Source organism: Catenulispora acidiphila DSM 44928 (assembly GCF_000024025.1).
GTDB lineage: Bacteria > Actinomycetota > Actinomycetes > Streptomycetales > Catenulisporaceae > Catenulispora > Catenulispora acidiphila.
The window spans coordinates 7445476-7471756 of sequence record NC_013131.1 but is presented as its reverse complement, the minus strand read 5'-3'; the positions used below and the strand labels follow the sequence as shown (position 1 = coordinate 7471756).

The 26281-nt window shown below is 67.7% G+C and carries 27 protein-coding genes; 10 read left to right on the top strand and 17 right to left on the bottom strand.

From position 1 onward, the window contains the following. The first annotated feature begins 10 nt into the window (after positions 1–10). From CACI_RS32095 to CACI_RS32085, 3 genes are all read left to right on the top strand, one after another. A complete protein-coding gene (locus tag CACI_RS32095; RefSeq protein WP_015795058.1) occupies positions 11–445 on the top strand; it encodes a PPOX class F420-dependent oxidoreductase in 435 nt (144 codons plus the stop codon). Beyond that, a complete protein-coding gene (locus tag CACI_RS32090; protein ID WP_015795057.1) occupies positions 442–1641 on the top strand; it encodes a transaldolase family protein in 1200 nt (399 codons plus the stop codon). Before CACI_RS32095 ends, CACI_RS32090 begins: the two co-directional genes overlap by 4 nt. Before the next feature lie 793 nt (positions 1642–2434). Further along, positions 2435–4384, top strand: a complete 1950-nt coding sequence (locus CACI_RS32085; RefSeq protein WP_143765460.1) for a hypothetical protein — start codon at positions 2435–2437, stop codon at positions 4382–4384. 83 nt (positions 4385–4467) lie between these two features. On the opposite strand, the gene CACI_RS32080 is transcribed toward CACI_RS32085, so the two are convergent. From CACI_RS32080 to CACI_RS32055, 6 genes are all read right to left on the bottom strand, one after another. Next, positions 4468–4968: an RICIN domain-containing protein gene (locus CACI_RS32080; RefSeq protein WP_015795055.1), complete on the bottom strand. Its 501-nt coding sequence runs from the start codon at positions 4966–4968 to the stop codon at positions 4468–4470. Next, the gene (locus CACI_RS32075) at positions 4965–5525 is read right to left on the bottom strand and encodes an RICIN domain-containing protein (RefSeq protein ID WP_015795054.1); all 561 of its coding nucleotides are present in this window, start codon (positions 5523–5525) and stop codon (positions 4965–4967) included. The genes CACI_RS32080 and CACI_RS32075 overlap by 4 nt, the downstream gene beginning before the upstream one ends. A 67-nt stretch (positions 5526–5592) precedes the next feature. Beyond that, on the bottom strand, positions 5593–5958 hold the full coding sequence (locus tag CACI_RS51595; protein WP_041540572.1) for a hypothetical protein: 366 nt from the start codon (positions 5956–5958) through the stop codon (positions 5593–5595). A gap of 34 nt (positions 5959–5992) precedes the next feature. Further along, a complete protein-coding gene (locus CACI_RS32065; protein WP_015795053.1) occupies positions 5993–6877 on the bottom strand; it encodes a DUF4232 domain-containing protein in 885 nt (294 codons plus the stop codon). Then, positions 6870–7400 (bottom strand): RNA polymerase sigma factor, encoded by a 531-nt coding sequence (locus CACI_RS32060; RefSeq protein ID WP_015795052.1) that lies wholly within the window; start codon positions 7398–7400, stop codon positions 6870–6872. The genes CACI_RS32065 and CACI_RS32060 overlap by 8 nt, the downstream gene beginning before the upstream one ends. Before the next feature lie 245 nt (positions 7401–7645). Beyond that, the gene (locus tag CACI_RS32055) at positions 7646–8263 is read right to left on the bottom strand and encodes a TetR/AcrR family transcriptional regulator (protein ID WP_015795051.1); all 618 of its coding nucleotides are present in this window, start codon (positions 8261–8263) and stop codon (positions 7646–7648) included. A gap of 84 nt (positions 8264–8347) precedes the next feature. On the opposite strand from CACI_RS32055, the gene CACI_RS32050 reads away from it, so the two are divergent. Both CACI_RS32050 and CACI_RS32045 read left to right on the top strand, forming a co-directional pair. Next, a complete protein-coding gene (locus CACI_RS32050; RefSeq protein WP_015795050.1) occupies positions 8348–8734 on the top strand; it encodes a pyridoxamine 5'-phosphate oxidase family protein in 387 nt (128 codons plus the stop codon). Between the two features lie 39 nt (positions 8735–8773). Then, the gene (locus tag CACI_RS32045; RefSeq protein ID WP_015795049.1) at positions 8774–9637 is read left to right on the top strand and encodes a haloalkane dehalogenase; all 864 of its coding nucleotides are present in this window, start codon (positions 8774–8776) and stop codon (positions 9635–9637) included. Here CACI_RS32045 and CACI_RS32040 read toward each other — a convergent pair. The 4 genes from CACI_RS32040 to CACI_RS32025 form a co-directional block, all read right to left on the bottom strand. Continuing rightward, on the bottom strand, positions 9606–11210 hold the full coding sequence (locus CACI_RS32040) for an MFS transporter (RefSeq protein ID WP_015795048.1): 1605 nt from the start codon (positions 11208–11210) through the stop codon (positions 9606–9608). The two genes, CACI_RS32045 and CACI_RS32040, sit on opposite strands and share 32 nt — an antisense overlap. A gap of 84 nt (positions 11211–11294) precedes the next feature. Continuing rightward, complete coding sequence (locus CACI_RS32035) at positions 11295–11948, bottom strand: TetR/AcrR family transcriptional regulator (protein WP_015795047.1); 654 nt, start codon at positions 11946–11948, stop codon at positions 11295–11297. 154 nt (positions 11949–12102) lie between these two features. Next, a complete protein-coding gene (locus tag CACI_RS32030) occupies positions 12103–12903 on the bottom strand; it encodes an IclR family transcriptional regulator (protein WP_015795046.1) in 801 nt (266 codons plus the stop codon). 40 nt (positions 12904–12943) lie between these two features. Further along, positions 12944–13438 carry a VOC family protein gene (locus tag CACI_RS32025; RefSeq protein WP_015795045.1) on the bottom strand — a complete coding sequence of 165 codons (495 nt, stop codon included), beginning with the start codon at positions 13436–13438 and terminating at the stop codon, positions 12944–12946. A 105-nt stretch (positions 13439–13543) separates the two neighbouring features. On the opposite strand from CACI_RS32025, the gene CACI_RS32020 reads away from it, so the two are divergent. Next, positions 13544–14380 carry a fumarylacetoacetate hydrolase family protein gene (locus CACI_RS32020; RefSeq protein ID WP_015795044.1) on the top strand — a complete coding sequence of 279 codons (837 nt, stop codon included), beginning with the start codon at positions 13544–13546 and terminating at the stop codon, positions 14378–14380. 76 nt (positions 14381–14456) lie between these two features. Here the strand turns inward: CACI_RS32020 and CACI_RS32015 are convergent, their stop codons facing one another. From CACI_RS32015 to CACI_RS31990, 6 genes are all read right to left on the bottom strand, one after another. Beyond that, a complete protein-coding gene (locus CACI_RS32015; protein ID WP_015795043.1) occupies positions 14457–15896 on the bottom strand; it encodes an aldehyde dehydrogenase family protein in 1440 nt (479 codons plus the stop codon). Beyond that, a complete protein-coding gene (locus tag CACI_RS32010; RefSeq protein WP_015795042.1) occupies positions 15893–17038 on the bottom strand; it encodes an NAD(P)-dependent alcohol dehydrogenase in 1146 nt (381 codons plus the stop codon). Before CACI_RS32010 ends, CACI_RS32015 begins: the two co-directional genes overlap by 4 nt. Before the next feature lie 73 nt (positions 17039–17111). After that, positions 17112–18716: a bifunctional 3-(3-hydroxy-phenyl)propionate/3-hydroxycinnamic acid hydroxylase gene (locus CACI_RS32005; protein WP_041542826.1), complete on the bottom strand. Its 1605-nt coding sequence runs from the start codon at positions 18714–18716 to the stop codon at positions 17112–17114. Between the two features lie 8 nt (positions 18717–18724). Next, complete coding sequence (locus CACI_RS32000; protein ID WP_015795040.1) at positions 18725–19651, bottom strand: alpha/beta hydrolase; 927 nt, start codon at positions 19649–19651, stop codon at positions 18725–18727. Then, complete coding sequence (locus tag CACI_RS31995) at positions 19648–21180, bottom strand: flavin-containing monooxygenase (RefSeq protein WP_015795039.1); 1533 nt, start codon at positions 21178–21180, stop codon at positions 19648–19650. The genes CACI_RS32000 and CACI_RS31995 overlap by 4 nt, the downstream gene beginning before the upstream one ends. A gap of 234 nt (positions 21181–21414) precedes the next feature. Then, positions 21415–22515, bottom strand: coding sequence for an amidohydrolase family protein (locus tag CACI_RS31990; RefSeq protein WP_015795038.1), 1101 nt, complete (start codon positions 22513–22515; stop codon positions 21415–21417). Positions 22516–22737: 222 nt separating this feature from the next. On the opposite strand from CACI_RS31990, the gene CACI_RS31985 reads away from it, so the two are divergent. After that, a complete protein-coding gene (locus tag CACI_RS31985; protein WP_015795037.1) occupies positions 22738–23175 on the top strand; it encodes a hypothetical protein in 438 nt (145 codons plus the stop codon). A gap of 125 nt (positions 23176–23300) precedes the next feature. After that, entirely contained in the window at positions 23301–23669 is a 369-nt protein-coding gene (locus CACI_RS31980) for an avidin/streptavidin family protein (protein WP_015795036.1), read from the top strand. 52 nt (positions 23670–23721) lie between these two features. Here CACI_RS31980 and CACI_RS31975 read toward each other — a convergent pair whose 3' ends face one another. Then, positions 23722–24591 (bottom strand): helix-turn-helix domain-containing protein, encoded by an 870-nt coding sequence (locus CACI_RS31975; RefSeq protein ID WP_083795893.1) that lies wholly within the window; start codon positions 24589–24591, stop codon positions 23722–23724. Between CACI_RS31975 and CACI_RS31970 the strand changes: the two genes are divergently transcribed. After that, positions 24590–24982, top strand: coding sequence for a cupin domain-containing protein (locus CACI_RS31970; RefSeq protein ID WP_041540571.1), 393 nt, complete (start codon positions 24590–24592; stop codon positions 24980–24982). The genes CACI_RS31975 and CACI_RS31970 overlap by 2 nt on opposite strands. An 889-nt stretch (positions 24983–25871) precedes the next feature. Then, a complete protein-coding gene (locus CACI_RS50385; protein WP_143765459.1) occupies positions 25872–26279 on the top strand; it encodes a hypothetical protein in 408 nt (135 codons plus the stop codon). Positions 26280–26281 lie beyond the last annotated feature (2 nt).

Below are 26281 nucleotides of genomic sequence, written 5' to 3'. Positions count from 1 at the left end.
GAGGAACGCCATGGGCGTCACCGTCTTCACCGAAGAGGAACTGGAATACCTGGCCTCGCAGCGCCTCGGCCGCCTGGCCACGATGCAGAACAACGGCTCGCTGCAGAACAACCCGGTCGTCTACTGGTACAACGCCGAGCTGCAGACCATCGACATCGGCGGCCGCGCGATGGCCACCACCCAGAAGTTCCGCAACGTCCGGGCCAACGGCAAGGCCTCCTTCGTCGTGGACGACATCGTCTCCCGGCGGCCCTGGCGGGTGCGCGGCATCGAGATCCGCGGCCTGGCCGAGGCCCTGGTGGACCAGCCGGTCCCGCCGGATCTGGAGTTCCTCAGCCCCGAGCTGATCCGCATCCACCCGGCGCGCCTGTTCACCTGGGGCATCGACGAGGAGCACCTGGCGATGGTCCGGCGCAGCGTCGAAGCCGGAGCGGGGGCCCGGTGACCGCGACGGACGGACGCCTGGGGCAGCTCGCCTCCCGGATCGACGGCATCTGGGCCGACGGCTTGGCCCGCGACCGGATCCGCGAGCGCGGCCTGGCCTCCCTGGTCGCGCGCCGCTCGGTCACCGGCGCGGTCCTCGGCGCGGCCGGCCTGCTGCCGGCGCTGAAAGCGGGAGCCTACCGGGAGCAGATCGCCGGCCTGGCCGGGCACGAGCCCGCCGAGATCGTCCTGGACCTGCTCGCCACCGACGCCCAAGAAGCCTGCGACGTCGTGCTGCCGGCGTTCACCGCCGGGCCCGGACAGACCGGCATGGTCGCGGTCGAGCTGGATTACGGGACGGCGGCGGAGACCGGAGCCGAGACGGAAGCCGGCACCGCAGCCGACACCGGAGCGGACGCTGAAGCCGATACCGAAGCCGACACCGAGACCGCCGCGCACCACATCGGCCAGACCGTCCGCCGGTTCACCACCGCGGTCGCCCGCCCCAACCTCCTGGTGACGATCCCCGCGACCCCCGCGGGCCTGACCGCGGCCACCGCGGCGCTCGCCGACGGAATCAGCATCCTGATCGGCCCGGTCGCCGACCCGGCCGCCCACGGCGCGGCCGTCGAGGCGTACGTGGCCGGACTGGACAAGGCGCGCGCAGCCGGACACGACCTGAGCAAGCTCCCCGGCGCGATCGGCTTCGCCCTGAGCCACACCGACACCGAAGTCGACAAACGCCTCTGGGCCATCGCCACCGACCGCTCGGCCTCCTTCCGCGGCCGCACCGCAGTGGCCCTGGCCCGCACCACCTTCGCAGCCCACGAAGAAACCCTCCGCGCCGAGCGCTGGAAACCGCTGGCAGCCGCCGGCGCCCGCCCGCCACTCCTGCTGTGGTCAGCCACCCGAGCCCGCGACCCCTACTACTCCGAGACTCTCTACGTCGACACCCTGGTAGCCCCCGGCGTCGCCACCGCGATGACCGAAGCCACGATGGGCATCGTCGCCGAATCCGACCCCATCACCGACGACACCCTGCACGGCGCACACCTGAAGAACGCCGAGCAAACCCTCGCCGACCTCCGCGACGTCGGCATCGACTTCGACGACGTCGCCACCGCCCTGCGCACCGCAGCCGCACGCCGCTCCCGCATCGCCTGGCACGCGGTACGAGACGCGGCCGCCACCGCGCTGCACCAGACCGCCGGAGTCTGACCACGACACCGGGCAGAGACCGGAAGTGGGGCGCGCGCCGCTGACGGCGCGCGCCCCAATTGCCGTGCACGTACGTGATCTCGCGTCAGCACATGGTGGAGAGCTCATGGTCGATGGCGTCGATCGTGCCACCGCCATGCGCTACGCCATCAGCGCCCGACGAATCCTCGACGACACGCTTGCCCAAGCAGCGGATCCGAACCACCACTCGTCCGACGGTTCGTCTCACCGTTAGATGCGCAAACTAGAGGGCCTCTCAGAGAGGAGCGCGTACCTTCTTCAAAGCGCGGATCTGCTGCCAGGTCGAGACCCGAATCAGCTTGTCGGGGTAGTCGTCCTCCGCGATCGCCAGGGCGGCCGGTTTTCTGTCGGCTTGTGTCCGGCGCGAAGACCCGGGCCAGCGCCAGTATCGGCGTTTTCGACCAGGACAGGCTGGAAGCGCGGGCGATCCGGGACGCACGGCGCGTTCGATCGGGAGGAAATATCTCACGGTTCTTCGACGCCTGCGAACGGGCCAGCAACGCCAGCCAAGACAGGAGGTTCACGAAGATCCGGTAAAGCAAATCGACGGCCGCAGACCTCGATAATGCTGCGAGATACCTCGACGTCAGGCCCATTGGTCGAGTTTCCGACCTTGACAGTCACACCAGCGACGTATTCATGGGTCCTGACTCATGGAGGTCAGCGCCCGGGGCCGATGACAACATCCCGAATCGTGAGTATGACAGGGAGAGGGCCCTGGAGGAGGAGAACTCTGCTGCGGGTCCGCGAAAGAGGTTGCGGGGGGAAAAAGATGAGCGCGATTCGTGATGGTAGGCCACCGGACGCGCCGGCCGAAGACCGGGGAGCATTCCTCGCGGCGGGTCGATACACCCAGGACCGCGACGGCGATCTGGCAGCCGCGCGGCAGCGTTTCGAGGCGGCGTATCAGATGGCCGCGGATGCGGGGGATGTTCGGGCGATGGCCGTCGCCGTGTTGGGGATCGGTGGTCTGTGGGTCCATGAGGACCGGACGGCGGCGGGCTGGGCATCGCTCCAGACGCGTCTGCGAGGTGCTTTGGCGCAGGTCGATCCGCAGTCCGTACTCGGCGTCCGTCTCAGGGCACGGCTGGCCGCCGAGTCCGACTACCGCCACGGCGGGCACGCCGAGATCCTCGCGGTGCTCGACGAGGCGCGGAAGCTGCTGGATCCCGAGGCGCGCGCCGAGGTGCTGAACCTGGCCCACCACTGTCTGCTGGGTCCCGGCCAGGGCCCGCTGCGGCGGGAACTGGCCGACGAGCTCGTGCGGGAGGCCGTCGCCTCCGGGCGGCGCAGCCATCTGCTGATGGGCCTGCTGTGGCAGACGGTCGATCTGTTCCTCGACGGCGACCCGCACGCTCGGCGGCGGCTCGGCGAGCTGCGCGACCACACGGCCCGTGACGACCATCTCGCGGTCGGGTTCGTGGTGAGCGCGATCGACGTGATGCTCGCCCTTCGCGAAGGGGACTTCGACCGGGCCGAAAAGCTGGCGGCCCTCTGCCACGAGCGCGGGACAGCGGCTGGCGACGTCGACGCCACCGCGTGGTACTGCGCGCAGCTGGTCGCGATCCGGTGGTACCAGGGCCGGCTGCCCGAGCTGCTTCCGCTGATGGAGGATCTGGTCCACTCCCCGTCGCTGAGCGTCGTGGACAACGCGTGTTCGGCGGCGCTGGCCGTGGCCGCGGCGATGACCGGAGACCGTCGGAGGGCGGTCGGCCTGCTGTCCGCGCTCCGTGGCTGCGATCGCGAGGACCTGCCGCGGTCCAGCAGCTGGTTGGTGACGATGACCGGCATCGTGGAGGCCGCGCACCTGCTGGGGGACGCCGAGACCGCGTCGCGGGCCTATGAGATGCTGGCGCCGTTCGGCAACCTGCCAGCGATAGTCAGCCTCGGGGTGGCCTGTTTCGGATCGGTCCACCAGGCCTTGGGCCTCGCGTCCCTGACAGCCGGCGACGTCGACAGAGCTGTGGACCACTTGCGCGAAGCGGTTCAGCAGAACCTCGGGTTGGAGCACTGGCCCGCCGCTGCGATTTCCCGCGCACGCTATGCGCAGGCACTCGCTCTCCGCGCACAGCCGCAGGATGCCCCTGTCGTTCAGCTCGAACTCGCCGCCGCCGACCAGGAGGCCACCGCCCTCGGCGTCGCATTGCCGGGCGGCGTCGCGAGCAAACCAGGACCCTTGCAGGCCGTGTGCGTGCGAGCGGGCCGCTCTTGGCACCTCGCCTTGGGGCCGCGTACGGCCGTCGTCAAGGACAGTGTCGGGATGCTGCACCTGGCGGTGCTGATCGCCAATCCCGGGCAGGAAATCCGCGCTCTCGACCTGGTCGCGGGGGTGTCCGCGCTGAGCGGCACAGCGGGTGCCTCGGTGCGTGACGAAGCGGTGAACCTGTCAGCGCAGTCCGTTCTCGATCCTATGGCGGTCAAGCAGTACCGCCGACGGCTCTTGGAGCTGTCGGGGGAGATGGACGAGCTGGAACGCCGGGGCGACGACGAGTCCGTGTCGGCCTCGCGGGTCGAGCGCGACTGGCTGGTCGCCGAGCTGGCCGACGCGACAGGGATCGGCAGCCGTCCGCGACGGTTCGTCCAGAGCGGCGAGCGGGCCCGGGTCGCGGCGACCAAAGCGATCCGCCGAGCCGTCGCCCATGTCACCGAAGTCGACGCTGTGATCGGCGAACACCTGGCGACTGCCGTGCGGACCGGCACGTCCTGCTCCTACCGGCTTTGAAGCGAACGGTGTTCCTTACCCCTCGGCGGGGTACGGGAACACCGTTCATTTTCTGACGGCCCTCCGAGGGCCGTCGTCTTGCCTCAGCCGGCGGGACGGCTCCAGAGCTGCGACGAGTTACTGTCGCAGAACCGCAGCTCCATCGGCAGGCCGTCCGGGAATCCCGGCGTGGCGATGCAATGGCTGGCGGTGCCGGCGACGAACGACACCAAAAGGTTGTTCGTGATGCCGAAGCCCCACTTCTCGTTGGAGATCGAGTTGCACGTCCACTGCTGGATCGGCGTGCCGTTGACGGCCCCGCCGCGGGCGTCGAGGCACAGCTGGCTGTTCCGGTTGACCAGGTGGACGGCCGTCGAGGAGATCCCCGTGACCGTCCACTGCTGGGCGCGGCTGCCGTTGCAGGTCATCTGCACGACCGCGTCCCCCTGGAGCAGCGAGCCGTTGACCGGCTGCAGGCACTTGCCGTTCTGGGAGCTCACGAGTTTGACGATCGGGTCCTCGGCGTGGGCCGGGGCCGAGGCCGCCAGACCGCTGGCGGCGATCGCGGCGACGAGGGCCAGCGCGGCGTGACGGTGCTTGATCATGTCAGTCCCTTCTCAAGGTTGATGCTTGGCGGGGTAGGTGGCCACTGCCACCACAGCTGCGCCTCGGAGCCGTTGCAGCGGTAGATCTGCATGGCGAGCCCGGGGGTGTTCTGCGCGCCGGGAACGTCGAGGCAGTGGGTGCTGGTCCCGGAAACCCGGGAGATCAGCGGCGGAACGTCGTCTGACGGGACGTCTGGGTATTCCCAGTTCTCGTTGCTGATGCCGTTGCACACCCACTGCTGAACCGGGGTGCCGTTGACAGCGCTCCCTCTGGCGTCGAGGCACAGCCCGCTGTAGCTGTTCTTGTAGTGGCCGATGGTCCCGCCGACGGGATACTCGAACCAGGTCTGGGCGGGGCTGCCGTCGCACGGCTCCTGGACGATCGCTGCCCCCGCTGCGGTCGATTCCCCGACCGGTTGGAGGCATTGGTTGGTCCCGAAGTTGGAGATCGTCAGCGGTCCGCTGGTCGAAGCGTGTGCGACAGTCGCCGCCCCAAAAACACCGGACGCGACGGCCGCGAAGCCGGCGGCGAATATGGCATTGCGGAGGCGTTTCATGGGCTGGTCACGGACTTTCTCCCCTCGAAGATTGACGTGTCGTCTTGAGGGCGTTCCATGCCGTTCCTCAGCTGTTCCGCGCCGTTCCGCGAGCGGCGAGGCCTTCGATGAGTGCGGCGGCAGGCGGCGCCGTCCCGGCCTCCCAGATCCCGGTGAAGCCGACCTGTTCGGCGAAGTACCGGTCGTGGCTGACCATCACCGCTGTGCCGATGAACTCGCGGAGCGCTTCCCCAACGACGTTCAGGGACTCGAACGCCAGATCGTTCGTCGGCTCGTCGAGCAGCAGCCGGCGGAGCTCCCCGGCGCTGAGGTCGCACAGCGGCGCCGACCACTCGTGCGGGCCGAACATGTAGCCGGTGAGCAACCTCTCGGCCTCGTCCTCGTGGTCGGATGTGCTGACCTGGTGCGGCGCCGGGGGTCGGTTCGTGTTCACGGGATGGGCCGGGCTGGGGCCGCCGAGGCGGTTTTCAGGGGGTGTAGCCGTAGGAGGGGTCGACGCCGGCGACGAGCGGATGGACCTGGAACGACGCGCAGGCCGGGCCGTCGGTCAAGCTGGGGGTCCCGACCGGGATCCGCGTCGGGTTCCCGCCGGCGGGCGGTATGACGTCGAACTCCGCGACCAAGGCGCACTTGCCACCGGCATCGGTACTGTTCTGCCACTCGATCCCCGCCGAGGCGTACCCGCCCGGGGCGAGGTCGACCGACGGGATCGCAGTGAGCTGCGGCCCGGCCCATCCTGAGAGCGTGTGGGCGGCCGTGGTCGTGGTCGTTCCCTCGTCGAGGCCGCTCACCCGCGGGTACCCGGAGACACGGCACGGCGCCGAACCCGTGTTCTGGAAGACAAGCAGGCCGATGATGTGGCCGGTCCGGCCGGTCCATGGGCTGTGGGTGACGGCCAGGACACCCGGCGCGCAGGTCGCGGGCGAGGTCGACGATGGCGACGACGGCGGCGGCGCGGCGCTCCGCGTGCTCGTCGTCGCAGTCGTGGTGGGAGCGTTGGGGCTGGTCGCCGCCGATGAGGACGGCGACGAACGCGGTGTCGACGGTTGTGTCGGGCTCGCAGTGCTTGAGCTCGTACTGCTTGGCGTACCCGCGCTGCTAGGCGTTCCCGCGCCGCTGGGCGTGGCCGTGGTTCCGGGCCTGAGCTCACTCCGGTCGTGGCGCCCGGAGCCGCTCGCGGCGAAGGCGACGCCGCCCACCGCGACCGTCCCGGCCAGGGCCAGGGTGGCCGCGACCGCCGTGCGGCGCCGCCGGACGTCGCCACGGGCCCGCACGGCCGCGGCACTGGGCGGCGTGAGCCGCCCGGCCAGATCCCGGGCGCCGGACCGAGCCGTGTCGAAGAGGTCATTCATGGCCGTGCATCTCCTTCCGTATCGATTCCTGCGACCGGCCGACGGGATCGTCGATGGTCAAATGCCCGGACAGCCGGTGCCGTCCCCGGTGCAGCCGGGCTTTGACGGTCCCCTGCGCGACGCCGGTTTCGGCGGCGACGTCCTCCACCGTGAGCCCGACGATGTGGTGCAAGACGATCGCCCGCCGCTCAGCCTCCGGGATCTTGCGCAGCGCGGCGATGATCGCCACGTAGTCCGGGCTGACTTCGGGCTCGTCGCCCGGCGGCCCGTGCAGGCGGTGGGCCGTGAGCCTGGTCGTGGCTTTGCGCCACACGCTGACCCGGTGCCGGAAGGCGACCGTACGCACCCAGCCCTCCGGGTCCGCATACCCGCCGACCTTGCCCCAGTGCTGCCACGCCTTGGCGAACGCCTCCTGCACGATGTCCTCGGCGTCGGCCAGGTTCCCCGTCCACGCATGGACATAACTGGTCACCCGACGCACGCTGGCCAAATAGAAGTCATCAAAGCTCTGTGAGTCCCGCATGTGCCCCCCGAAGGCCAGCGACGGCGCGACCGCCGATCGGCCCGCCAAATACTGGTCACGCAACAGCGGCCAGACGGGTTGCCGCCAACAACCGGCCCAGTACCCGCCCGTCAGCAATGGACCCCGGCAACCAATCCAGAGTTTGTTTGTGAGCACCCGGGCCAGGACTCCTCGGCCGGCCGCAGGAACACCCCTACCTCGCTCGCAACTACGACGCCTTGCGAGTGGAGCGTCGACATGAATCCTCAGAAGGCAGCCGGGTGGTTCCGGCCGACGAGCGGCCTTGGCGCCAATGCGGCGCGCAGTGCCGGGACGAGGGCGTGCCGGGCCTGGGAGGGAGTCAGGGCGGCGGGCGTCGGCAGTGGGTTGATGTAGCGGGTGTAGATGAGGCCGCCGAGGATGGTCACTGCCGCGGTGGCGCGGGCGGTGGCGTCGCGGCCGCCGAGAAATTCAACGAGGCGGGTGAGTAGCTCGGTTTCCAGGTACTCACCGATCGCCTGCGCGGCTTCGTCGCCTTGGTCGGTGAGGCGGCGGAAGTCAGGGTCTTCCCACAGGTCGGTCACCGCGTCGATCAGCCGGTCGGCGAGGGTGGCGGGGTCCGCGTCGAGGACTGCGCCGGTCGTCAGTGCCTCGGCGCATTGGACCTGCATGACGTGCGCGAACAGGCCCTTCTTCGAGCCGAAGTGATAGGCGATCAGCGCTGCGTCGACTCCGGCGGCTGCGGCGACTGCACGCAGGGTGGTGCGCCGGTATCCGTTTTCCAGGAACAGCGGGCGCGCCGCGGAGATGATCGACTCGCGAGTCGGCGGCTTGCCCCGGGGGCGTCCTCGAGTGCGGGCGGGCGCAGTCACACGGTTATTCATCAGCGTTGAGCCTGCGGTCTCCAGGTCGGCACAGTCAAGGGCGTTGCAAGTAGCGCACTCGACCGACCACAGGAGGCGAACCCGATGTACATCCGGCTGTCGCCAAACGCCCGGGCGTTTCTCGCGCGTCCCGCCACGGCTACCTTCACCACCCTTCGACCCGACGGGACTCCGCACGTCACCCCCGTCCGCTTCACCGCGGACATGAATGTCGGCCGAGCCCGGGTCACGACTCGAGCAGCGGCGCGCAAGGCCCGGAACGTGGCAGTCAACGCTCGAGTCGTGCTGTGTCAGGTCGACGGCGCCCGGTGGATGTCGCTCGAAGGCCGGGCCCGCCTCACCGACGATCCGTCAGACCTCGCCGAGGCCGTGCGCCGCTACGCCATGCGCTACGGCATGGCCCCGCCGGCGCCTCCGGACCTGGTCCTCATCGAGATCACCGTTGATCGTGTCCTGGGTCTCAACCTCTGAAAGCCCTGATTTCTCTGTCGAAGGTGAAGTGACATCGCCATGCCCCTGCTTCCCGTCCTGGACTCCGCCATCCACTACCGCGAGTCCGGCGATCCCAACGGCCTGCCGTTCGTGTTCCTGCACGGCAACCCCACTTCCTCCCACCTATGGCGAGACGTCCTGCCTCGAGTGGCCGCACCCGGCCGTCGCCTGCTGGCTCCCGACCTGATCGGTATGGGCGCCTCCGGCAAGCCCGACCTCGCCTACTCCTTCGACGACCACGCTCGCTACCTCGACGCCTGGTTCGACGCGCTCGGCGTGGACGAGGCGGTCCTCGTCGGCCACGACTGGGGCGGCGCGCTCGCCTTCGACCGTGCGGCCCGCCTGCCCGAGCGCGTCCGTGGCCTCGCCTTCGCCGAGACCATTGTCAAACCGCTCGTCGGCGACGAGTTCCCGGTGGCGGGCCGGGAGTTGTTCGAGCAGTTGCGTATGCCGGGCGTGGGAGAGGAGATGGTCCTGGAGAAGTCGTTGTTCATCGAAGGAGTCCAGGGCACCCTCGCCACTCCGCTAGACCCCGCCGACCTCGACGTCTACCGCCGGCCCTTCCCCACGCCGGAAAGCCGCCGCCCGATCTTGGCCTGGACGCGCATGATGCCGTTGGACGGCGAGCCCGCGGACGTCGTCGCGCGTGTCGAGCGCTACGACCGTTGGCTGGCCACGAGTCCAGAGGTACCGAAACTGCTCGTCGCGTTCGAACCCGGTCCCGGCGCGATGACCGATGCCGGAGCGGTGGCCTGGTGCGAGGCCAACATCGCAGGGCTGGAGGTCTCCCGGCACGGGGTCGCCGGCCACCACTGCCCGGAGGACCGCCCTGAGGAGATGGCGGCGGCGATCAACGCTTGGGCGCGAAGGAACTCTCTATAGCGTCTGCGGATGGCTCGCCGCTCTGTTCCCCAAGCGGCGCAGCATCGCTTGTGCTGCGACGCGGCGCGGTGAAGGCGCACACGAGAGCGGCCGCTGCCAAGATCGCGGCGATGACGCCCATCGCGGTGGTGAAACCGGACATGAACGCGCCGCGCACCGCTGCCGCCAGCGGTGCTCCGTGGACCCCCAGGCGTGAGGCGGCTTCCAGTCCGGCCGCAGCCGAGTGGTGTACCGCAGCAGCCGCCTGAGCCGGTAGTCGGCTCACGTCAGCGGGGAGCGCGGACCGGTAATGGCTGGAGAACACCGAGCCCATCAGCGCGATCCCCACGGCCGAACCGACTTCGCGAGTGGTGTCGTTCATCGCCGAAGCCACACCCTGGCTGTCGGGTCCGAGGGATTCCACAATCGCGCTCGTTCCGGTGGAACTGGTCAAGCCGATGCCGACACCTGCCAGCACCAGTGCGCCCAGAAACACTAGGTAGCCGCTGTCGACATGCAGCATGGTGAGCCAGAACATTCCCCCTGCCAGGCACAGCAGTCCGGCAGGCATGACGGTCCTGACGCCCAGCCGCTCCGCGAGGCGTGGCGTGAGCACGGATGTCGGCAAGACCACCGCCGCCACTGGTACCAGAGCGATGGCGCTCTTCAGCGGGCTGTAGCTCAAGATCAGCTGAAGGAACTGCAGACCCACGAAGAAGAACCCGAAGACCGCCATGAACTGTGTCAGGATCGCCAGAGTCCCCGCCCGGAAGCCGCGGAGCTTGAACAGACGTGGATCGAGAAGCGGATGACGCGTACGCAATCCCATGGGCACGTAGGCGGCAAGGCCGAGAACCGCCACCGCGAACGCGGCCACGACTTCCGGCCGGGTCCAGCCACTCTCGTTGCCCTCAACGATTCCGTAGACCAGTGCCCCGATAGCCACCGCCGTGGTGACCGACCCGCCGTAGTCGAACCGCTGCCGCTCAGAACTTCGTGTCTCCGGCGCCAGCGCCCATGCCGCGACAGCACACACCACGGCGGTCGCAGAACTGGCCCAGAAGATCGACGTCCAACTGAACCGCTCGAGCAGGCCGCCGGCGACGAGCATGCCGATGATCGCGCCGGCTGCCGCGAACCCCGACCAGATCGCCACCCCGCGGTCCTTTTTCTCCGGGGGGAACACCGCAGTGATCGTCGACAACGTTCCCGGCATGATCATCGCCGCTCCTATGCCCATCACCACGCGGCTCACGATCAGATCCGAGGTCGTGGGAGAGTACGCCGCGAACACCGCCGCCGTGCCGAAGACGAGGTTTCCGGCGATCAACACCTTGCGACGTCCTATTCGGTCGCCGAGGGCGCCCAGCGGCAGGACGAGCGCGGCCAATGCCACGGTGTATCCGTCCGCTATCCAGGTCAGTGCGGAATTGGTGGCTCCGAGCTCCACGGCGAGATTCGGCAGGGCCAGGTTCAACGCCGAGACCGATGCGACCACCAGTACCAGCGACAGGCACATGGCGAAGAGCACGCCGCTCTGGCCGTTCCGGCCCGCTCCGGCTGCTGGCTCGCCGCCGACATCACTGATCTCCATGCGCACATCTTAACTGATGAACTCATCAAATAAGATAGGCCGATCAGTCTTTGGATCCGTCAGGTCTCCACGAAATCACGCGGCTCACGGTGCAGGCAGAGGCAGAGGCAGAGGCAGAGGCCGGGAGGCAATCTCGCGTGCTTCTTCCGCAGGGAGCCCAAGCATGCGCAGAAGGAGTTCGGCGACGGATTCCCCTGTGGGGGCGCTGGGCGGCGGCGGTTCGCTGAACTGGTATTCCACCAGTCCGATGAGGGCGCCGCCGATGGCGAACAGGGTGGCTTGCGGGTCGCTCAGCTCGAAGCGTCCGGAGGCTGCGGCTCGTTCCAGGTCGCGCAGCGCGCGGGGTGCCAGGCCGCTGTTTCTGTTGAGCTGGCCGAGGCCGTGGCGGCGCAGGATCTGCATAAGCTGCGGGGCGGATTCGACCATGAGGACGGTCAGCCTGACGCTGGCTGCGAAGACCTCCGCGGGGTCTTCGATGTCCGCGGTGAGCGCGTCCACGGTGCGCCCGTACTCCTCCAGGGAATCGGTCAAGGCGGCTTCGAACAGTTCGGCCTTGGTGGAGAAGTGGTTGTAGAACGTGCCGAAGCCGACGTCCGCCTGCTCCGCGATCCGCTGGATACTGATGTCAGTGCCTGTGGACTGCGCGAGAATCTCGCGTGCAGCCCCGATGAGCGCGCTGCGTGTGGCGGCACGCCGACGATCGTGCCGGTTGGCAGGGGGGTCTGCGGGCTGCGTCATCCCGCCATCGTAGCCAGGGCCGGGCTGCGAGATCGTTCGGCGGGACCATGGGAGGAGTGGACAGCCTGGCCGAGACGGCCGCGGTGGCGTCGGCAGCCCGTTATGCGGATTGCCCTATCAGCTCGGCCGGCCGGCTTCGGGTATTCCGGTGTGGTCAGTCTCCGATGACCGCCAAGCGGCTGCTCATGAGCTCGGCGGCCTCCCGGAGCGCTGTCACGACGTCGTCGAGTCTGCGGTCGGGGACCCGATGCTCCAGCGCGGCGATGCTCACGGCGGCGACCACCTCGCCGGAGGCTCCTCGGACGGGCGCGGCGATACCGAGAATGTCGGTGTCCAGTTCTCCCCGGCTGACGCTGTAGCCGTCGCGGCGGATTTTCGCGAGCCGTTCCATGAGCGTCTCGACGTCAGTGATCGTGCGGGCGGTGAACCGCTGGAGCCGCTGGCCGGCCAGTTCCTGGCGGCACTGCTGCTCGGGCAACCAGGCGAGAAGTGCCAGGGCGGAAGCTCCCGCGTTGGCCGGAAGCACGCTGCCGCGCTCATAGGAGATCCGCACTGGCTGCTGTGCCTCGCAGCGTTCGATGCAGACCGCCGCGCTGCCGGAGCGGCGGGTCAGCAGTACGGTCTCGCCGACCTCGGCGCACAGGTCGTTCATGACCGGAAGCGCGATCTCCGATAGGCCGTAGCCGCGTCGTGCCAGGCGTGCCAGCTCCAAGATGCGGACACCGAGCCGGAATCCACCGGCGGGGTCCTCTTCGAGAAAGCCGCTCGCAACCAGGCTCTGCAGGTACCGGTATGCCGTCGAACGGGCGGCACCCAATGCTGTGGCCACTTCTTGGCCCGACACCGACAGCCTGCTTTCCGAGAACAGCCCCAGGATGTCCAGCGCCCGATCGGCGGTGGAGTTGCGCTCCCGGTACTGGCTCGCTCCAACCGTTGCCGACTCTTGTCCTGTCATGCAGGACATCCTACGAGGCGAGACAGTATCTCTGCAGGCATCAGGCAACCGGCCGATACGCCGCACCACCGTCGGTCAGCAGTCGCTCGGCCTCTGCGTAGATCTCCTCGGGTGACCGGCCGAAGTCGATGGATTTGCGGAACGGCTGCCGCACGTCGCGGTCGATGCGCAGATAGACCTCGTTCCGGTTGCCCTCGGGGTCGAAGAAGTAGATGCCCAGCGCGTTGCCGTGAGTCACCTCCTGCTGGACAGTCACCCCCTCGGTCTCGAACCGGTGGTGGAAGTTCCGCAGGTCATCGAGCGACTGGACGCGCCACGAGATCTGGTGCTGCTGTTTGACGCCTATGGGCGCGGTGCGACCGGACTGGAGAACGAGCTCGTGGTGCTCCTGCTCGGGACGCGCGCTGAGGAACACGATCCCGAGCTCGTCGTCCGCGTCGGTCACCGACAATCCCATGACGTGCTCGTAGAAACGCCGCATCGTCGCCAGGTCGTAGACCCACAGCCCGGTGTGTCCCAATCCCGTGATCGCCATACCGCCACTCCCTCGCTGTCTCGTTTTGCAGGACATGTATCCTGACTAATGAATCGATTGTATGGTCAGGCGCCGAAACGGCACCAGAGGGAGAGGGCTGCGAGCATGCGCCTTGCGACTTTGCGGACGGATGAGGGGACCCGGGCGGCACGGCGCGAGGAGGGCTTCTACGCCGTCCTGCCGCATGCCAGCGTCGGTGCTCTGCTCAGTTCGGACGACTGGCTTCAAGCTGCCGCGGCGGAGGAAACGGGACGCGTGGCGGTGGCTGAAGCGGACTTCGCACCCGTGGTTCCGCACCCCAACAAGATCATCTGCCTGGGGCTCAACTACGCCACCCACATCAAGGAGATGGGGCGCGACACACCCCGTTACCCGACGCTGTTCGCGAAGTACGACGGCGCATTGATCGGCGCCCACGACCCGGTTGTGCTGCCTGTGGTGAGCGACACCGTGGACTGGGAAGCAGAGCTCGCCGTGGTGATCGGCAGGTCCGCCCGCCACGTCGCCGAGTCCGAGGCTCTCGAATACGTCGCCGGCTACACCGTGGCCAACGACGTCACGGTGCGCGAGTACCAGCGGCGTACCCGGGAGTTCCTGGCAGGCAAGACCTTCGAGGCGACCACTCCGCTGGGACCTGAGTTGGTCACCGCCGACGAGTTCGGGGGCAGGGAACCGGATCTGGAGATCCTGTGCGAGGTGGACGGGGAGGTGATGCAGCGCTCGCGCACGTCGGATCTGCTGTTCGGCGTCCCCGACATCGTGGCGTACGTGAGCGGAATCATCACTTTGCTGCCGGGCGATGTGATTCTCACCGGCACGCCGGGCGGCGTCGGGGACGGCCGCGATCCCAAGGTCTACCTCGCGCCGGGGCAGGTTCTGCGCACTGTCATCGAATGTCTCGGTGAGACGCGCAATCGCTGCCTCCGCGAATCCGGTGTGTAGGCAGGCCAAGCCGGTTGCAGGACAGCAGCAGAACCCTGATCAACACCTGACCTTAAACGGCAAGCTAAGAGCGGTGTCAACCCTGTCCAGGGCTATGGACGAAGTGCTTGATCTCCTGGAATTCCGCCAGTCCGCGGGGACCATTGAGTCTGCCGATGCCGCTCTGTTTGAAGCCGCCTTCTTCGAACTGGTCGTGGATGACTGCCCAGTCGTTGATCCACACGGTGCCGACGTCCAATTGGCGGCCTACCCGCAGGGGGCGGTCGACGTCTCGGCTCCACACTGAGGCTGCGAGTCCGTATTCGGTGGCGTTCGCGCGGGTGACGGCATCGCTCTCGTGGTCGAACACTTCGAAGGTGGCGGTCGGGCCGAACACCTCCTGGTGGATGAGCGGGGCGGAGACGTCATCGATCTCCACCAGGCTGGGACGCAGGTAGGCGTCGTTTCCGTCGGTGACCAGCCCGCCGCGCAGGAGAATGCTTCCCCAGGCGGAGGACGCGGCGACGATGGCGTCGATACGCAGGGCCTGGGTCCGGTCGATGACCGGGCCCATGGCGGATTCGTGATCCTGATCCGGACCGACCGGGACGGCTTCGAGGGCTGCTGTGAGCCGGGCGCGCAGTTCGTCGGCTACCGACCGCTGGGCGAGGATGCGGCTGCCAGCCATGCAGAACTGGCCGGAGAAGGTGGTGACGGCCGCGGTCAGCACGGGGACGGCGGCGTCCAGGTCCGCGTCGTCGAAGACGATCATCGGGGTCTTTCCGCCGAGTTCGAGGGAGCATCCCTTCACGTGCCGCGCGGCCTCGGCCATGATGGTCCGGCCGACGGCGGTGGAGCCGGTGTAGCTGACGACGTCGGTTCCCGGATCGGTGACCAGCAGGCGGGCACCGTCGTCGCCTGATTCGGTGAAGGCGTTGACAGCGCCGGCGGGCAGGGCGGTGGTCTCGGCGATGATTTCGTAGAGCAGGCCGTTGGTCAGCGCCGTCTGGGCGGGCATTTTCATGGCCACGGTGCAGCCTGCGGCGAGGGCGGGTGCGAAGGATCGCACGGCCAGGATGACCGGTGAGTTCCACGGGACGATGACGGCGGCGACCCCGGCGGGCTGGTGGATCGTCATGGAGTAGCTGGACGGGCTGGTTTCGGCAGCGCGGCCGGTGTCGGTCAGGGCCAGCGCCGCGTTGTAGCGCAGCTTGGGGATGGCGGCGTCGACTTCCATGGCTGCCTCGGCTCGGCGTTTACCGTTCTCGCGCGAGAGCAGATCGACCAGTTCGTCGCGGCGTTGTGCCATCCGGTCGGCCATTTCCGATAAGGCGCGTGCCCTCAACCGCCGATCGCGGGCCCACGTTCCGGCGCGAAAAGTGCGGCGCGCGGCGTCGATGGCGTTGCGAGCACTGGCGGCTCCGTCGTCGGCGTACGTGCCGATGGGCATTCCGGTAGCCGGTGAACTGGTGGTGCCGGCGGTGGGCGCGTCGGACCATCGGCCGTCGATGAAGTTGCGGGCATGCGGCAGGCTCATCGGCTCTCTCCTCGTGCTGCTGTGGGCGGGTCGAAGCGGATCACCGGTTTCACCGTTTTTCCCGACCTGGCATCGGTCACGGCCTGCTGGAGCTGGTCCTCGGTGTAGAAGCGGATGAGCTTCTCGTAGGGCAGCCGGCCTTGGCGAGCCAGGTCGATCAGAGCGGGGATGAACGTGATGCGGTCGCTGCCGCCCTCGGCGACACCGCGGATGGTGCGGCCGTCGATCAGGGCATTGACGTTGAAGGCGGCCCAACTCCCGGCGGGCGGGGCGCCGACGACCGCGACTGTTCCGTGGGCGGCTATCGCCGTGGCGGCCAGTTCCAGCAGGGAAGGGACGCCGGTGGTCTCCACGACGTGGGTCACTCCGGCGGACCCGGCGATTTCGGCCAGACGCGAGGGCAGGTCCTCTGTACGGCTGTTGACAGTATGGGTGGCGCCGAGTTCCGCGGCCTGAACCAGCCGCTCGTGCACGACGTCGACCGCGATGATGGCGCGAGCTGGAGTAAGCCGCGCCGCCATGACGGCCGAGAGTCCCACCGCGCCAGCGCCGAAGACCGCAACGATGTCGCCATAGCGGGGTCGCAGAATGTTCAATACCGTTCCGGCGCCGGTCTGGATGCCGCACCCGACGGGTGCCAGCAGAGCGAGTTCGTCATCGTCGGCCGCATCGACACGGACCACGCTTTGCGCAGAGACGACCGCGTGTCGGGCCAAGGAGGACTGCCCGAAGAACATGCCGCCCAGCGCGGTTCCCTCAACCGAATGGATGGGGGTGGTGCCGTCCGGACGGGCAGCGGAGAAGTTCAGCGGGAAGTACGTGGCACAGCGGGTCGGCCGACCAGTACGGCAGGCATCGCAATGTCCGCAGGAGTTGAAGGAGAGCACGACGCGGTCGCCGCGTGCGATACCGGCCACGTCGGCGCCCACAGCCTCAACGACGCCTGCGCCTTCGTGGCCGAGGACCGCGGGAAGCGGAGTGGGAAGCCGTTCGGCCAATACTGAAAGGTCCGTGTGGCACAGACCGGTTGCCACAAGGCGAACGAGAACTTCGCCAGGTCCCGGATCATCCAGGACGGCGCGCTCCCACTGGAAAGTGTCCTGACCGGAACGGGCTACCGCGACGGTGGTGGATATGGGCAACTGCTTTTCCTTTCGTGCGGGGGGGCAAACAGAACACGCAGGGCCGGCGCCTACCCGGCGGGTGCCGTCGCGGTCACCGGATGGTTCTGCCTAGCGCGGCGACAGCTGCCGGAAGGCCACCCGGCCCGATGACGGCCGCGATGTAGCGATCAGGTCTGATCAATACGAATCGGTTGCGTGCCGTATCGAGTGCCTGCTCCAGGCGGCCGTCGGCATCGGCGACGGCCGTACGAGGGCCTGTCGTCGGAGGGAGCCTGTCGTCGAGGAACACGTCGATCCGCGTGGCGTCCGCCATGATGTCCGGCCAGTCCGCGCCGTCGAACTGGCGCCAGGCAGCCTCGGGGACGTCCACCCCGAGCACCGCGAACGACGGGCCGAGGATGTCGTCGAGAAGCCGTGGGCGAAGCCCTGGCGGTATTAGGACGAGTGGCTGCGGAAGTTGGGTCCCGGTCAACGGATGCGAGCCGGTGACCAGCCCCGCTTCGAACCGGGCCCGCGGCCTGAACCGCATCTCGGTGAGATAGCGCCGTCCCTGAGGCAGCGCCAATAGCGCGCGGGTCGCCAGGTCTCGCACCAGAGCGCGCCGCCGGTCGGTGGTCATCACGATGGATCCGAGCCGCTCGGAATAGCGGACCATCGCGGTGGCGTGCGGACGTCGCTCGACTTCATAAGTACGCAGCAGGGCCTCGCGAGCACGCCCGCGCACCACCTGCTCGATCTTCCACGCGAGGTTCGCGGCGTCCCGGATTCCGGAGTTGAGCCCCTGGCCGGCGAACGGCGGCATCATGTGCGCGGCGTCGCCGAGGAGCAGGACGTGCCCGTCGTGCCACCGGTCGGCCACAACGGCGTTGAAGGTGTAAGCCGTGCACCGCTCGACCTGTGCCTCGGTCAGGCTGCGGTAGGGCGCGACCAGCCGCCGCAGCGTCTCGAAGTCGGGGCGGACTCCTCTGGTGCCTTCGTCCGGTCGCAGCAGGAACTCGTAGCGGCATCGGCCGTCTCGGCCGGGCACGATCACGGTGGGCCGGTGGGGAGTGCCGAGGTGGATTCCATACCGCTCGTCATGCGGGTCGCCTGTGGTGTCGGCGACCAGCCAGACCTGGCGGTGGCTGGTACCGGACATAGGAATGCCGCGCAGGTCCCGCACGGTGGAGCGGCCTCCATCGCACGCCAGCACCCAGCTCGCGCGGAAAGTCTGTGTCGTTGTCTGCCCTGGCGCGCGGACAACGGCGGTAGCGCTGGTACCGTCGGGATCCTCCGTCACGGCGAGCAGTTCCGTACCGAAGCGGATGTCCGCCTCAGGCCTCGACGTCAGTGCGTTCAGAAGCAGCGCTTCCAGTTCGGGCTGCGCGAACTGGTTCTTGAACGGAAACCCGAGCCGGTACCCCTGCGGGCCGCGAGCGTGCAGGAGCGGCCGTCCCTTACGGCCGAAGTAGCGAGTACCCGTGCCGGGAACGACGATGTCCAGGACATCCTCGGCGAGACCCGCCGCGTGCAAGGCCCGCAGGGACTCGTCATCCAGGCTGATGGCTTTCGCTTCTTCGCTGGTTGACTTGTTGCGCTCGACCAGTACCAGGGCTACGCCGCGCGCGGCCAGCAGATTGGCGACCACCAGACCCACCGGGCCGCCACCGACGATGAGAACCGGCGCTTGCGTCGTCGCTGGCTGAGCTTCGCTCATGGTCGGCATCACGTCCTGAACTGCAGGTGGCGGGTCAGGAAGCGGACCTGCTCCGTGACGACCTGTTCGAAGGCCGCCCCGACGTAGGGGGCGAAGTGGCCGCCGTCATACATCGACATCTGCGCGTTGGGGGCTCGGGCAGCGGCGCGGCGAGCTGGGCCGGCCGGGCTGATCGTGTCGGTGGTTCCGGCTTGGAGGAGCCAGGGGCATGCGACGCGAGCGGCGCGGGTGACCGGACGATGCAAGCCCAGACGCAGCAGGATCCGCGCCGAGATGTCAGTGGATGGCGGGGCGTCGGCGGGGAACATCGCCAGAAACCCCTCAAGAGCTTCGCGGCTGGCCATGGCGGCGGTGTCCCCGTCATCGCCGATCGCAGGGACCAGATAAGGGGGACGCCTCAGGGCTGCGTGAGCGAGATCTCGCAGTCCGGCGACGCCAAGGGCCAGCGCGCGTCTGGGCGGAGTACTCCTGATGCTGGTACGGCCGTCCAGGAACGGGTTCATGGAGATCACAGCGGCGATGGCGGGGTCCTGGGCAGCGATGAGGGTAACGTGGCCGCCGCTGAAGGATGTGCCCCACAACGCGATCCTGGAACGGTCGATGCCAGGCAGACTACGAGCGAAGCCGATGGCGGCACGCCAGTCCTGGAGCTGTGCTTTGACGGACAGCAGGCAGCGGGGCTCGCCAGTGCTGTCGCCGAAGTAGCGGTAGTCGAAGACCAGGGCATTGAAGCCGGCGGCTGCGAAACGTTCGGCGAAGGCGTCCAGCCGGCCGGCGCGAGTAGCGCCGAGCCCGTGAGCGAGGATGACGCAGGGCAGGGACGACTGGTCGCCATCGGGGCGGTAAAGCCACGCCGCACAGTCGTCATTCCCGGAGGTGAAGGTGACGTCCGTGCGCGTGAAGGAGAACGTCGGAAGGTCGCGAGGCGTGCTCATGAGGCGGTCCGAGCTGGGTGTACGGCCGCGGTGGCCGGGTCGGGCGAGGAGTAGTGCAGCGCCTGATCGTCGAGGCGGGCGCGCTTGAAGGTGACGAAGTCACGTACGTAGTTGTTGCCGGAACGCCAAGGGTCCTCGGTACCGCTTCGCGGAAGGCGGTCGATGGACCGTTGGACGTAGCCCGCAGAGAAATCCAGCAGTGGACGGCGGGTCGCGCCGGGCGGTTCGGTGGGGACGCACTGGCGATGCCCGTGACGGTCCATGTGGGCCAGCAGGCGGCAGGCGAACTGGCTGACAAGGTCGGCCTTCAACGTCCAGGAGGCATTGGTGTACCCGACGGTGAAGACGAGGTTGGGCACTCCGCTGAGCATCACCCCCCGGTACGCCACGGTGTCGGACAGGACTATCTCGTCGCCGTCCACGAAAAGCTGGATGCCGCCCAGGCCGACCAGGTCCAGTCCGGTTGCGGTGACGACGACGTCCGCGCTCAGTTCCTGTCCTGAGGTAAGGCGCACTCCCGACTCGGAGAAGGACTCGATGGCGTCGGTGACGACGGAAGCCCTCCCGTCGCCGATGGCCTTGAAGAGGTCTGCGTCCGGCACGACGCACAGCCGCTGATCCCATGGCTTGTAGCGCGGGTTGAAGTGGGTGCCGATGTCGTAGCCCTTGGGCAGTAGACGTTTGAGCCGTCCACGGATGAAGGCCCGGCTGATGGCCGGGGCGTGCTGCCCCAGCTGATAGGACGCGGAGTTGATCGCAATGTTCTTCCAGCGCACGATCGGGTACGCGGCGCGCTTGCCGATCAGCCGCTGCAAGCCGCTGGCGATCGGATCCTTGCTGGGCAGCGAGATGATGTAGGTCGGCGAGCGCTGCAGCATGGTGACATGGCTTGCGGTTCGGGCCAGTGTGGGGACCAGGGTGACCGCTGTCGCCCCGCTGCCGATGACCACGACTCGTTTGTCCGCGCAATCCAAGTCCTGCGGCCACTGCTGCGGGTGGACGACACGGCCGGTGAACTTCTCCCGACCGGCGAAATGCGGCGCGTAGCCCTTGTCGTAGCGGTAGTAGCCGGTGCACATGTAGAGGAAACCGCAGGTCATCGTTGTGGTCTCCACGTCTCCGTCCCGAAGCAGTTCGACCTTCCACGAGGCGTCTGCGGTGGACCAGGACGCGCTGACGACGCGGTGGCGGAAACGGATGTGGCGGTCGATGCCGGCCTCGGCGGCGGTATCCCGTATGTACTGCAGGATCGAGGCTCCGTCAGCGATGGCTCGCGGCTCGCGCCAGGGGCGGAACCGATATCCGAACGTCTGCATGTCCGAGTCCGAGCGGATCCCGGGGTAGCGGAACAGATCCCACGTCCCCCCGATCTCCTCGCGCGCCTCGACGATCAGGTAGGTCTTGCCCGGATGCGTCGACTGCAGGCGCCAGGCGGCACCGATTCCCGTCAGGCCGGCGCCGACGATCAGGACGTCCACGTGCCTGGTGGTGCCGTCCGTGTGGTCCCGCTGCTGCTCGGCGTCTTCCATGACCGTCCTCATGCTTCGCTATGCTTCATCAATAATGATGAAAGCATCAGTTAAGATGGTGTGCATGTCAAGGAAGCGCCGAGCGGACGGGATGCCGGGCCGACGCGCCGAAGGCGCTGGTGCAGGAAGCAGGCGCAGGAACACGATGCGGTCGGCGGAAGTGTCCCGGCGCCAAGTGACGCCGGCATCCCGCCGACCGCAAACGGCCCTCGACCAGGCTCTGGAGCGGACTCCCTACAGTCGCGCCATGTTCTTCAGCCGTGGGAAGAGTCCGGCGGCGTTGCCGTTGAGCATGGCCTGCTTCTGCTGCGGCGTCAGGACGGTGGTGCCCGCCAGCTGTGCTGCCAGCAGCTTGACGATGGGGTCCTCGGTGAACGGGAAGTCACTGCCGTAGAGAAGCGTCTCCGGGCCGACGAGATTGAGCAGCGCGGGCAGCGCCCGAGGCAGAGCGAAGCCGGCGACGTCGTAGTGCAGGCGCTTGAGCGCGCCGATGACATCGACCGGCGAAGGCTGAGTCAGGTCGAACGCGGAGATCCGGTCGGCGAGGACAGGCAGCGCGGCGCCGGTGTGGGGAACGATGAAGCGGATGCCGGGGTACTTCAGCAGGACGCCCCCGAGGATCAGCTGCGTGATCGTCCGCGTCGTGTCGAAGAGGAACTCGATCATGGGGCGGGGTGCGCCGAGCGACGTGGCTTCCCAGCAGGCCGGCGAGGTCGGGTGCAGATGGACGACGGCATTCCGCTTGTGCAACTCGGCCAGGACCGGGCTGAAAGAGGGGTCCCCCAGGTAGGTGCCGCCGTAGTTGGTCTCCAGGGCGATCCCGTCGGCCTTCAGCACATCGAACGCGTAGTTCACCTCGGCGACGGCGGCGTTGATGTCCGGCAGCGGCAACGACGCCATCAGCCCGAAGCGGGTGGGATGGGCTTTGACGATCGCGGCGCCCTCCTCGTTGACCTGGCGGACCAGGTCACTCACCTTGCCCGCCTCGCCGAAGTCGAATCCCGGCGAGGAAACGGACAGCATCGCCACGGCGATACCAGTGGTGTCCATCGTGGCCAGCGCGCTGTCGGCGCTCCACTGCGGGATGGACGGCATACCGTCCGGCTGGGTGATGCCCGCGTTGATCAGGGCCTGGCGGTAGGTGGGTGTGAGGTAGTGGGCGTGAACGTCGACCGCCCCCACCAAGGGCCCGCCCGCGGCCGCTGAGCGCACCGCTTGCGCCGATGTGCTCTTTGTTCCCTTCGGTGCCGCCATCGCAGGGGTGAGCTGGGACATGCCGACTCCGGTCACCGCCAGTGCGCCCAATCCGGTCAGTGCTTGACGACGCGTGGCCATGATGCCTCCTGAAAGTGGGTTTTGGGGCATACTGCTGAGACGATCGTTCTTGATGTCGGGATCGTACATGAGGATTTCATCATCGTCAGTCACGGGGAAGCAAAGCTTCGGCTGCGTCTGGACTCCTCTGATCGGGCTGGAGGGCTGGACCCAGGGCTGGACACCACTGCCATTCCCTGAAGGGAATCGACCGGACCCGGGCGACCGTCAAGACTGCTTGGTATGAGCTATGAGCCCACGGACTTCGAACTGAAGCAGTTGCTCGACCTGTACCTCGCGCAGTGGAACGAGGGGGATGCCGAGCGGCGGTCGGACATGATCCGGCAGGTCTGGGCCGTCGACGGTTTGCAGGTGCTGGTCAACCCTCCGCAAGAGATCCGGGAGACCGCCGCACACCACGGCATCGCCTCTCCGTTGCTGGAGGTGCGAGGCCACGACGCCTTCGACGCGCGGGTCCGCCGAGCCTACGAGTTGTTCGTCGCGCCGGGCCAGTACACCTTCGAGCTGAACGGCGGGCCGGTTCGGCAGGCCGGCGCGGCGGTGAGCTTCTCCTGGGTGATGCGCGACCGCGCGGACGGCAGTGTGGCGGGAGCCGGCTTCGACGTTCTCACTTTTGATGCTGACGCACGGATCCGTACTGATCACCAGTTCGTCGCATGAGCGTGACCGTGCCCGCGCCCCATCCCTAGTGAGACCCCACGTCTATCAGTCGTGTGATCCGTAGGCGTTGCGGGTAGCAGCGGCGCGCAGGCGTCATCGACACGACATCGACAGGGAGGCAATCTATGTGGGTCGGAACCTGGCACAACCAGTACGGTTCAAGGCTGACCATCACCGATGAGTCTGACCACCGGATCCAAGGCTCGTTCCGCACCGCTTTGGGCGACAGCGCATTCGCCGGAGAAGAAGCCGAGATCTCCGGCATCCATCAGGGCGAGTGCATCACCTTCAACTTCAGCACCTCATCCGCGACCGGAGAATCCATCTGCTCCTTCACCGGCCTGCTCCGCGAGGGAAAGCTGCAGACCCTATGGCATGTGGTGTCCGACTCCGCGGTGAAGCCACCCGCGCCGGGCGAGCAGGCACAGCTGATGAAGCTGCCGTGGGCGCACGCGGTGCTGACCAACGCCGACACCTTCACCCGGGACTCCTGACCACGACCACGACCACGATCGCCGACGATGACGATCGTGTAGCGATGCGGCCCTATCTCCCACCTGCGGCGTACTTAGCGGGGGAGACAGAGGTGTGTTTCTTGAAATGCCGGGTGAAATGGGCTTGGTCGTAGAAGCCCACGTCCACAGCGACGGCGGCGGGTTTGGCTCCTCGAAGCAGCATGCCGCGCGCGGCTTCGACGCGGCGTCCGATGACATAGGCGTGCGGGCTTATGGCAAAGGCCTGACGGAAGCTGCGAATCAGGTGGGGCACAGAGCGATCGAGTGAGCGTGCTGCTTGCTGAAGGGTGATCGGTTCGGTGAGGTGCTCGTCCAGCAGCTGCCGAAGGGTGTGCGCGATCGAGGTTTCCGGCGCTGCCAGGCGAGGCCGACGGGTCAGGAGGTGAGCCGCGATGCGTTCGGCGATCATCGCCAGGCGCGCCTCACCGTCGAGCGGTTCTTCTCTGATCGTGAGCGACTCGTGGAGGCCGACCAACGCGGCCCGAAGAAACGGGTCGTGCAGGTTGGTCTTGTCGACGGCGGCCCCGGTCAGCCCGGTGGGCAGCATCGAGGCGTTCAGGTAGATGTTCCGCTTCCAGAAGCCCTCACGTGCACGATCGTCGGGCCGGCCATCGTGGATGACACCAGGCGGCAAGATGGCGACGGTCTCACGACTGGCGCCACAGTGTCGGGTGTCGAGGTCGTAGCGGATCGCGCCGGCATCGACGATGAGCACGGTCCAGGTGTCGTGACAGTGCGGCGGATAGGCGTAGTCAACGATGTGAGCGTGGAACACCTCATCGATCCCGGGAACCTCCGGTCGCCAGGCCGTCACCTGGCAACGCCGTGGGACCGGCGCATCCACGTCCACATCAATATCGTACAAGCGCAGAGCACGCCCCTGGACGACGATGAGGGCCATGACCAGCAATCCAGTGAACCTCACAGCCGCCCTCGCCTCGTTCGACGACGTCTACAGCCCAAGGATCGTCGCCCACATGAACGACTACGACGTCCGGATCGCGCACACCAAAGGCGAGCACGTCTGGCACGTACACGAGAACACCGACGAGTTCTTCCTCGTCCTCGAGGGCCAGTTCGACGTCTCACTCCGCGCAGCCGACGGGACAGAGACAACTGTCGTCCTCCACAAGGGCGACACCTTCGTCGTGCCCCGCGGCACTGAGCACAAGCCGTCCTCACCCGGCGGCGCCATCTTGATGTTCGAACCCACCGGAACCTCGACCACCGGAGACCGGCACGAAGGCGCCATCCCCCAGCACGTCGACAGCACAACCGGCCACGCGCTCTAACACCGGCCACACCGCAGCCCCGCCGAATAGCTCCATGCTGTACGAGCCACCGGCGTGACTCCTCGAGCCGGGGTCGAGGTACCTCGACCCCGACTTTCTGGCGGCTTCGCCTGGTTCGCTGGGGCGAGCGGTTTGCTGTGGCGAGGTTAAGGCGAGACGCGGAACCGCTCTGCCCTAGCAGGGCGTTGCGACGCAGCGATGGTTGACCTGTTGATCGGTGCAGTCGATGCTGACCTGGAACTCGTGTTGTGGTGCCGATCCGGCTTCTGGTGCCGCGACGATGTCAGCTAGCGCCCAGAATCCGACGCCGTCGACCACAGCCAAAGCTGTCCGGTCGCCTTCTTGGTTATGAAGCCGCATCCTGTGGCTGCGGCCCCGGCCGTCCGTCCGGCGACGACAGCGGCGGGGGTGCCAAAGTCGGCGGAGTGGGTCAGCCTGCTCCAGCTGGAACGGCCCGGCATGCCCGATGGGTCTCAGGCCGCGACACCAACGCTGACCGGCGATTCTTCGAGTTCCTACAGCTCCGATTTTCACGGGTCCGCCCGGGCGACCATGCCTCTCACTGGCTGGCTCTCTGAACCCGGCTTGAGCGCTGAAGGCGCGGGTTCGCGGACCAAAATCAGAAGGCTCGACCCTAGAAACGACCCGGACGGGCGGCGAACGGCGCGATTCCAGCACGAGAACGATACGGCGGCACGGCAAAAAACAGCCCGTCACCATACGCACTTCGTACGCCCGTCATCACACCGGGCCGTTTCAACGACTTTACGGCTTGAGCTGAGTCGAGTCGCCGAGTCAAGAAAACATTAAACCCCAGGTCAGGGCATGATCCTGGGGTTCGACTTCGGTGCCCCCGGCAGGATTCGAACCTGCGACCATCGGATTGGAAGTGACACAGGATCCCGAGCTATTCAGCTTTGTGGTGCTCGAGGCGATCGGTCAGACCGCTGCCGGCGCCGGCGAGCGGATCGATCTGGCTCAGATCGCCCGCGACCTCGGGCTTGAGTCGGTGCTCGCGACCGCCGAGTACCTCGCCGCGGCGAGTCTCGTCGATCTTTCAGAAGCGGACGGGACGGTCACCGCAGGCTTGACCGAGGCCGGTGAGGCCGTGCGCAAAGCGGCGGCCACGACTCGGGCCAACCCGGTCCGGCGAGCTGAGGCCCTCGGTCAGGCGGCTCGCGGACGCGCGCGAACGGCGCCCCGACGAGGTATCACCGCAATGGAATCCCGTCATCGGTTTTCCCGGCGTTCCGGAGGATGTCGTGCTGAAATTACAAGGGGTAAATCGTTCTACTGAGG

Bases quoted from the DNA above. Each gene is read 5' to 3' on its own strand.
- CACI_RS32095 (WP_015795058.1), top strand. From the start codon at position 11: ATGGGCGTCACCGTCTTCACCGAAGAGGAACTGGAATACCTGGCCTCG.
- CACI_RS32085 (WP_143765460.1), top strand. From the start codon at position 2,435: ATGAGCGCGATTCGTGATGGTAGGCCACCGGACGCGCCGGCCGAAGAC.
- CACI_RS32080 (WP_015795055.1), bottom strand. From the start codon at position 4,968: ATGATCAAGCACCGTCACGCCGCGCTGGCCCTCGTCGCCGCGATCGCC.
- CACI_RS32075 (WP_015795054.1), bottom strand. From the start codon at position 5,525: ATGAAACGCCTCCGCAATGCCATATTCGCCGCCGGCTTCGCGGCCGTC.
- CACI_RS32065 (WP_015795053.1), bottom strand. From the start codon at position 6,877: ATGAATGACCTCTTCGACACGGCTCGGTCCGGCGCCCGGGATCTGGCC.
- CACI_RS32060 (WP_015795052.1), bottom strand. From the start codon at position 7,400: ATGCGGGACTCACAGAGCTTTGATGACTTCTATTTGGCCAGCGTGCGT.
- CACI_RS32055 (WP_015795051.1), bottom strand. From the start codon at position 8,263: ATGAATAACCGTGTGACTGCGCCCGCCCGCACTCGAGGACGCCCCCGG.
- CACI_RS32050 (WP_015795050.1), top strand. From the start codon at position 8,348: ATGTACATCCGGCTGTCGCCAAACGCCCGGGCGTTTCTCGCGCGTCCC.
- CACI_RS32045 (WP_015795049.1), top strand. From the start codon at position 8,774: ATGCCCCTGCTTCCCGTCCTGGACTCCGCCATCCACTACCGCGAGTCC.
- CACI_RS32040 (WP_015795048.1), bottom strand. From the start codon at position 11,210: ATGGAGATCAGTGATGTCGGCGGCGAGCCAGCAGCCGGAGCGGGCCGG.
- CACI_RS32035 (WP_015795047.1), bottom strand. From the start codon at position 11,948: ATGACGCAGCCCGCAGACCCCCCTGCCAACCGGCACGATCGTCGGCGT.
- CACI_RS32030 (WP_015795046.1), bottom strand. From the start codon at position 12,903: ATGACAGGACAAGAGTCGGCAACGGTTGGAGCGAGCCAGTACCGGGAG.
- CACI_RS32025 (WP_015795045.1), bottom strand. From the start codon at position 13,438: ATGGCGATCACGGGATTGGGACACACCGGGCTGTGGGTCTACGACCTG.
- CACI_RS32020 (WP_015795044.1), top strand. From the start codon at position 13,544: ATGCGCCTTGCGACTTTGCGGACGGATGAGGGGACCCGGGCGGCACGG.
- CACI_RS32015 (WP_015795043.1), bottom strand. From the start codon at position 15,896: ATGAGCCTGCCGCATGCCCGCAACTTCATCGACGGCCGATGGTCCGAC.
- CACI_RS32005 (WP_041542826.1), bottom strand. From the start codon at position 18,716: ATGAGCGAAGCTCAGCCAGCGACGACGCAAGCGCCGGTTCTCATCGTC.
- CACI_RS32000 (WP_015795040.1), bottom strand. From the start codon at position 19,651: ATGAGCACGCCTCGCGACCTTCCGACGTTCTCCTTCACGCGCACGGAC.
- CACI_RS31995 (WP_015795039.1), bottom strand. From the start codon at position 21,180: ATGGAAGACGCCGAGCAGCAGCGGGACCACACGGACGGCACCACCAGG.
- CACI_RS31990 (WP_015795038.1), bottom strand. From the start codon at position 22,515: ATGGCCACGCGTCGTCAAGCACTGACCGGATTGGGCGCACTGGCGGTG.
- CACI_RS31985 (WP_015795037.1), top strand. From the start codon at position 22,738: ATGAGCTATGAGCCCACGGACTTCGAACTGAAGCAGTTGCTCGACCTG.
- CACI_RS31980 (WP_015795036.1), top strand. From the start codon at position 23,301: ATGTGGGTCGGAACCTGGCACAACCAGTACGGTTCAAGGCTGACCATC.
- CACI_RS31970 (WP_041540571.1), top strand. From the start codon at position 24,590: ATGACCAGCAATCCAGTGAACCTCACAGCCGCCCTCGCCTCGTTCGAC.
- CACI_RS31975 (WP_083795893.1), bottom strand. From the start codon at position 24,591: ATGGCCCTCATCGTCGTCCAGGGGCGTGCTCTGCGCTTGTACGATATT.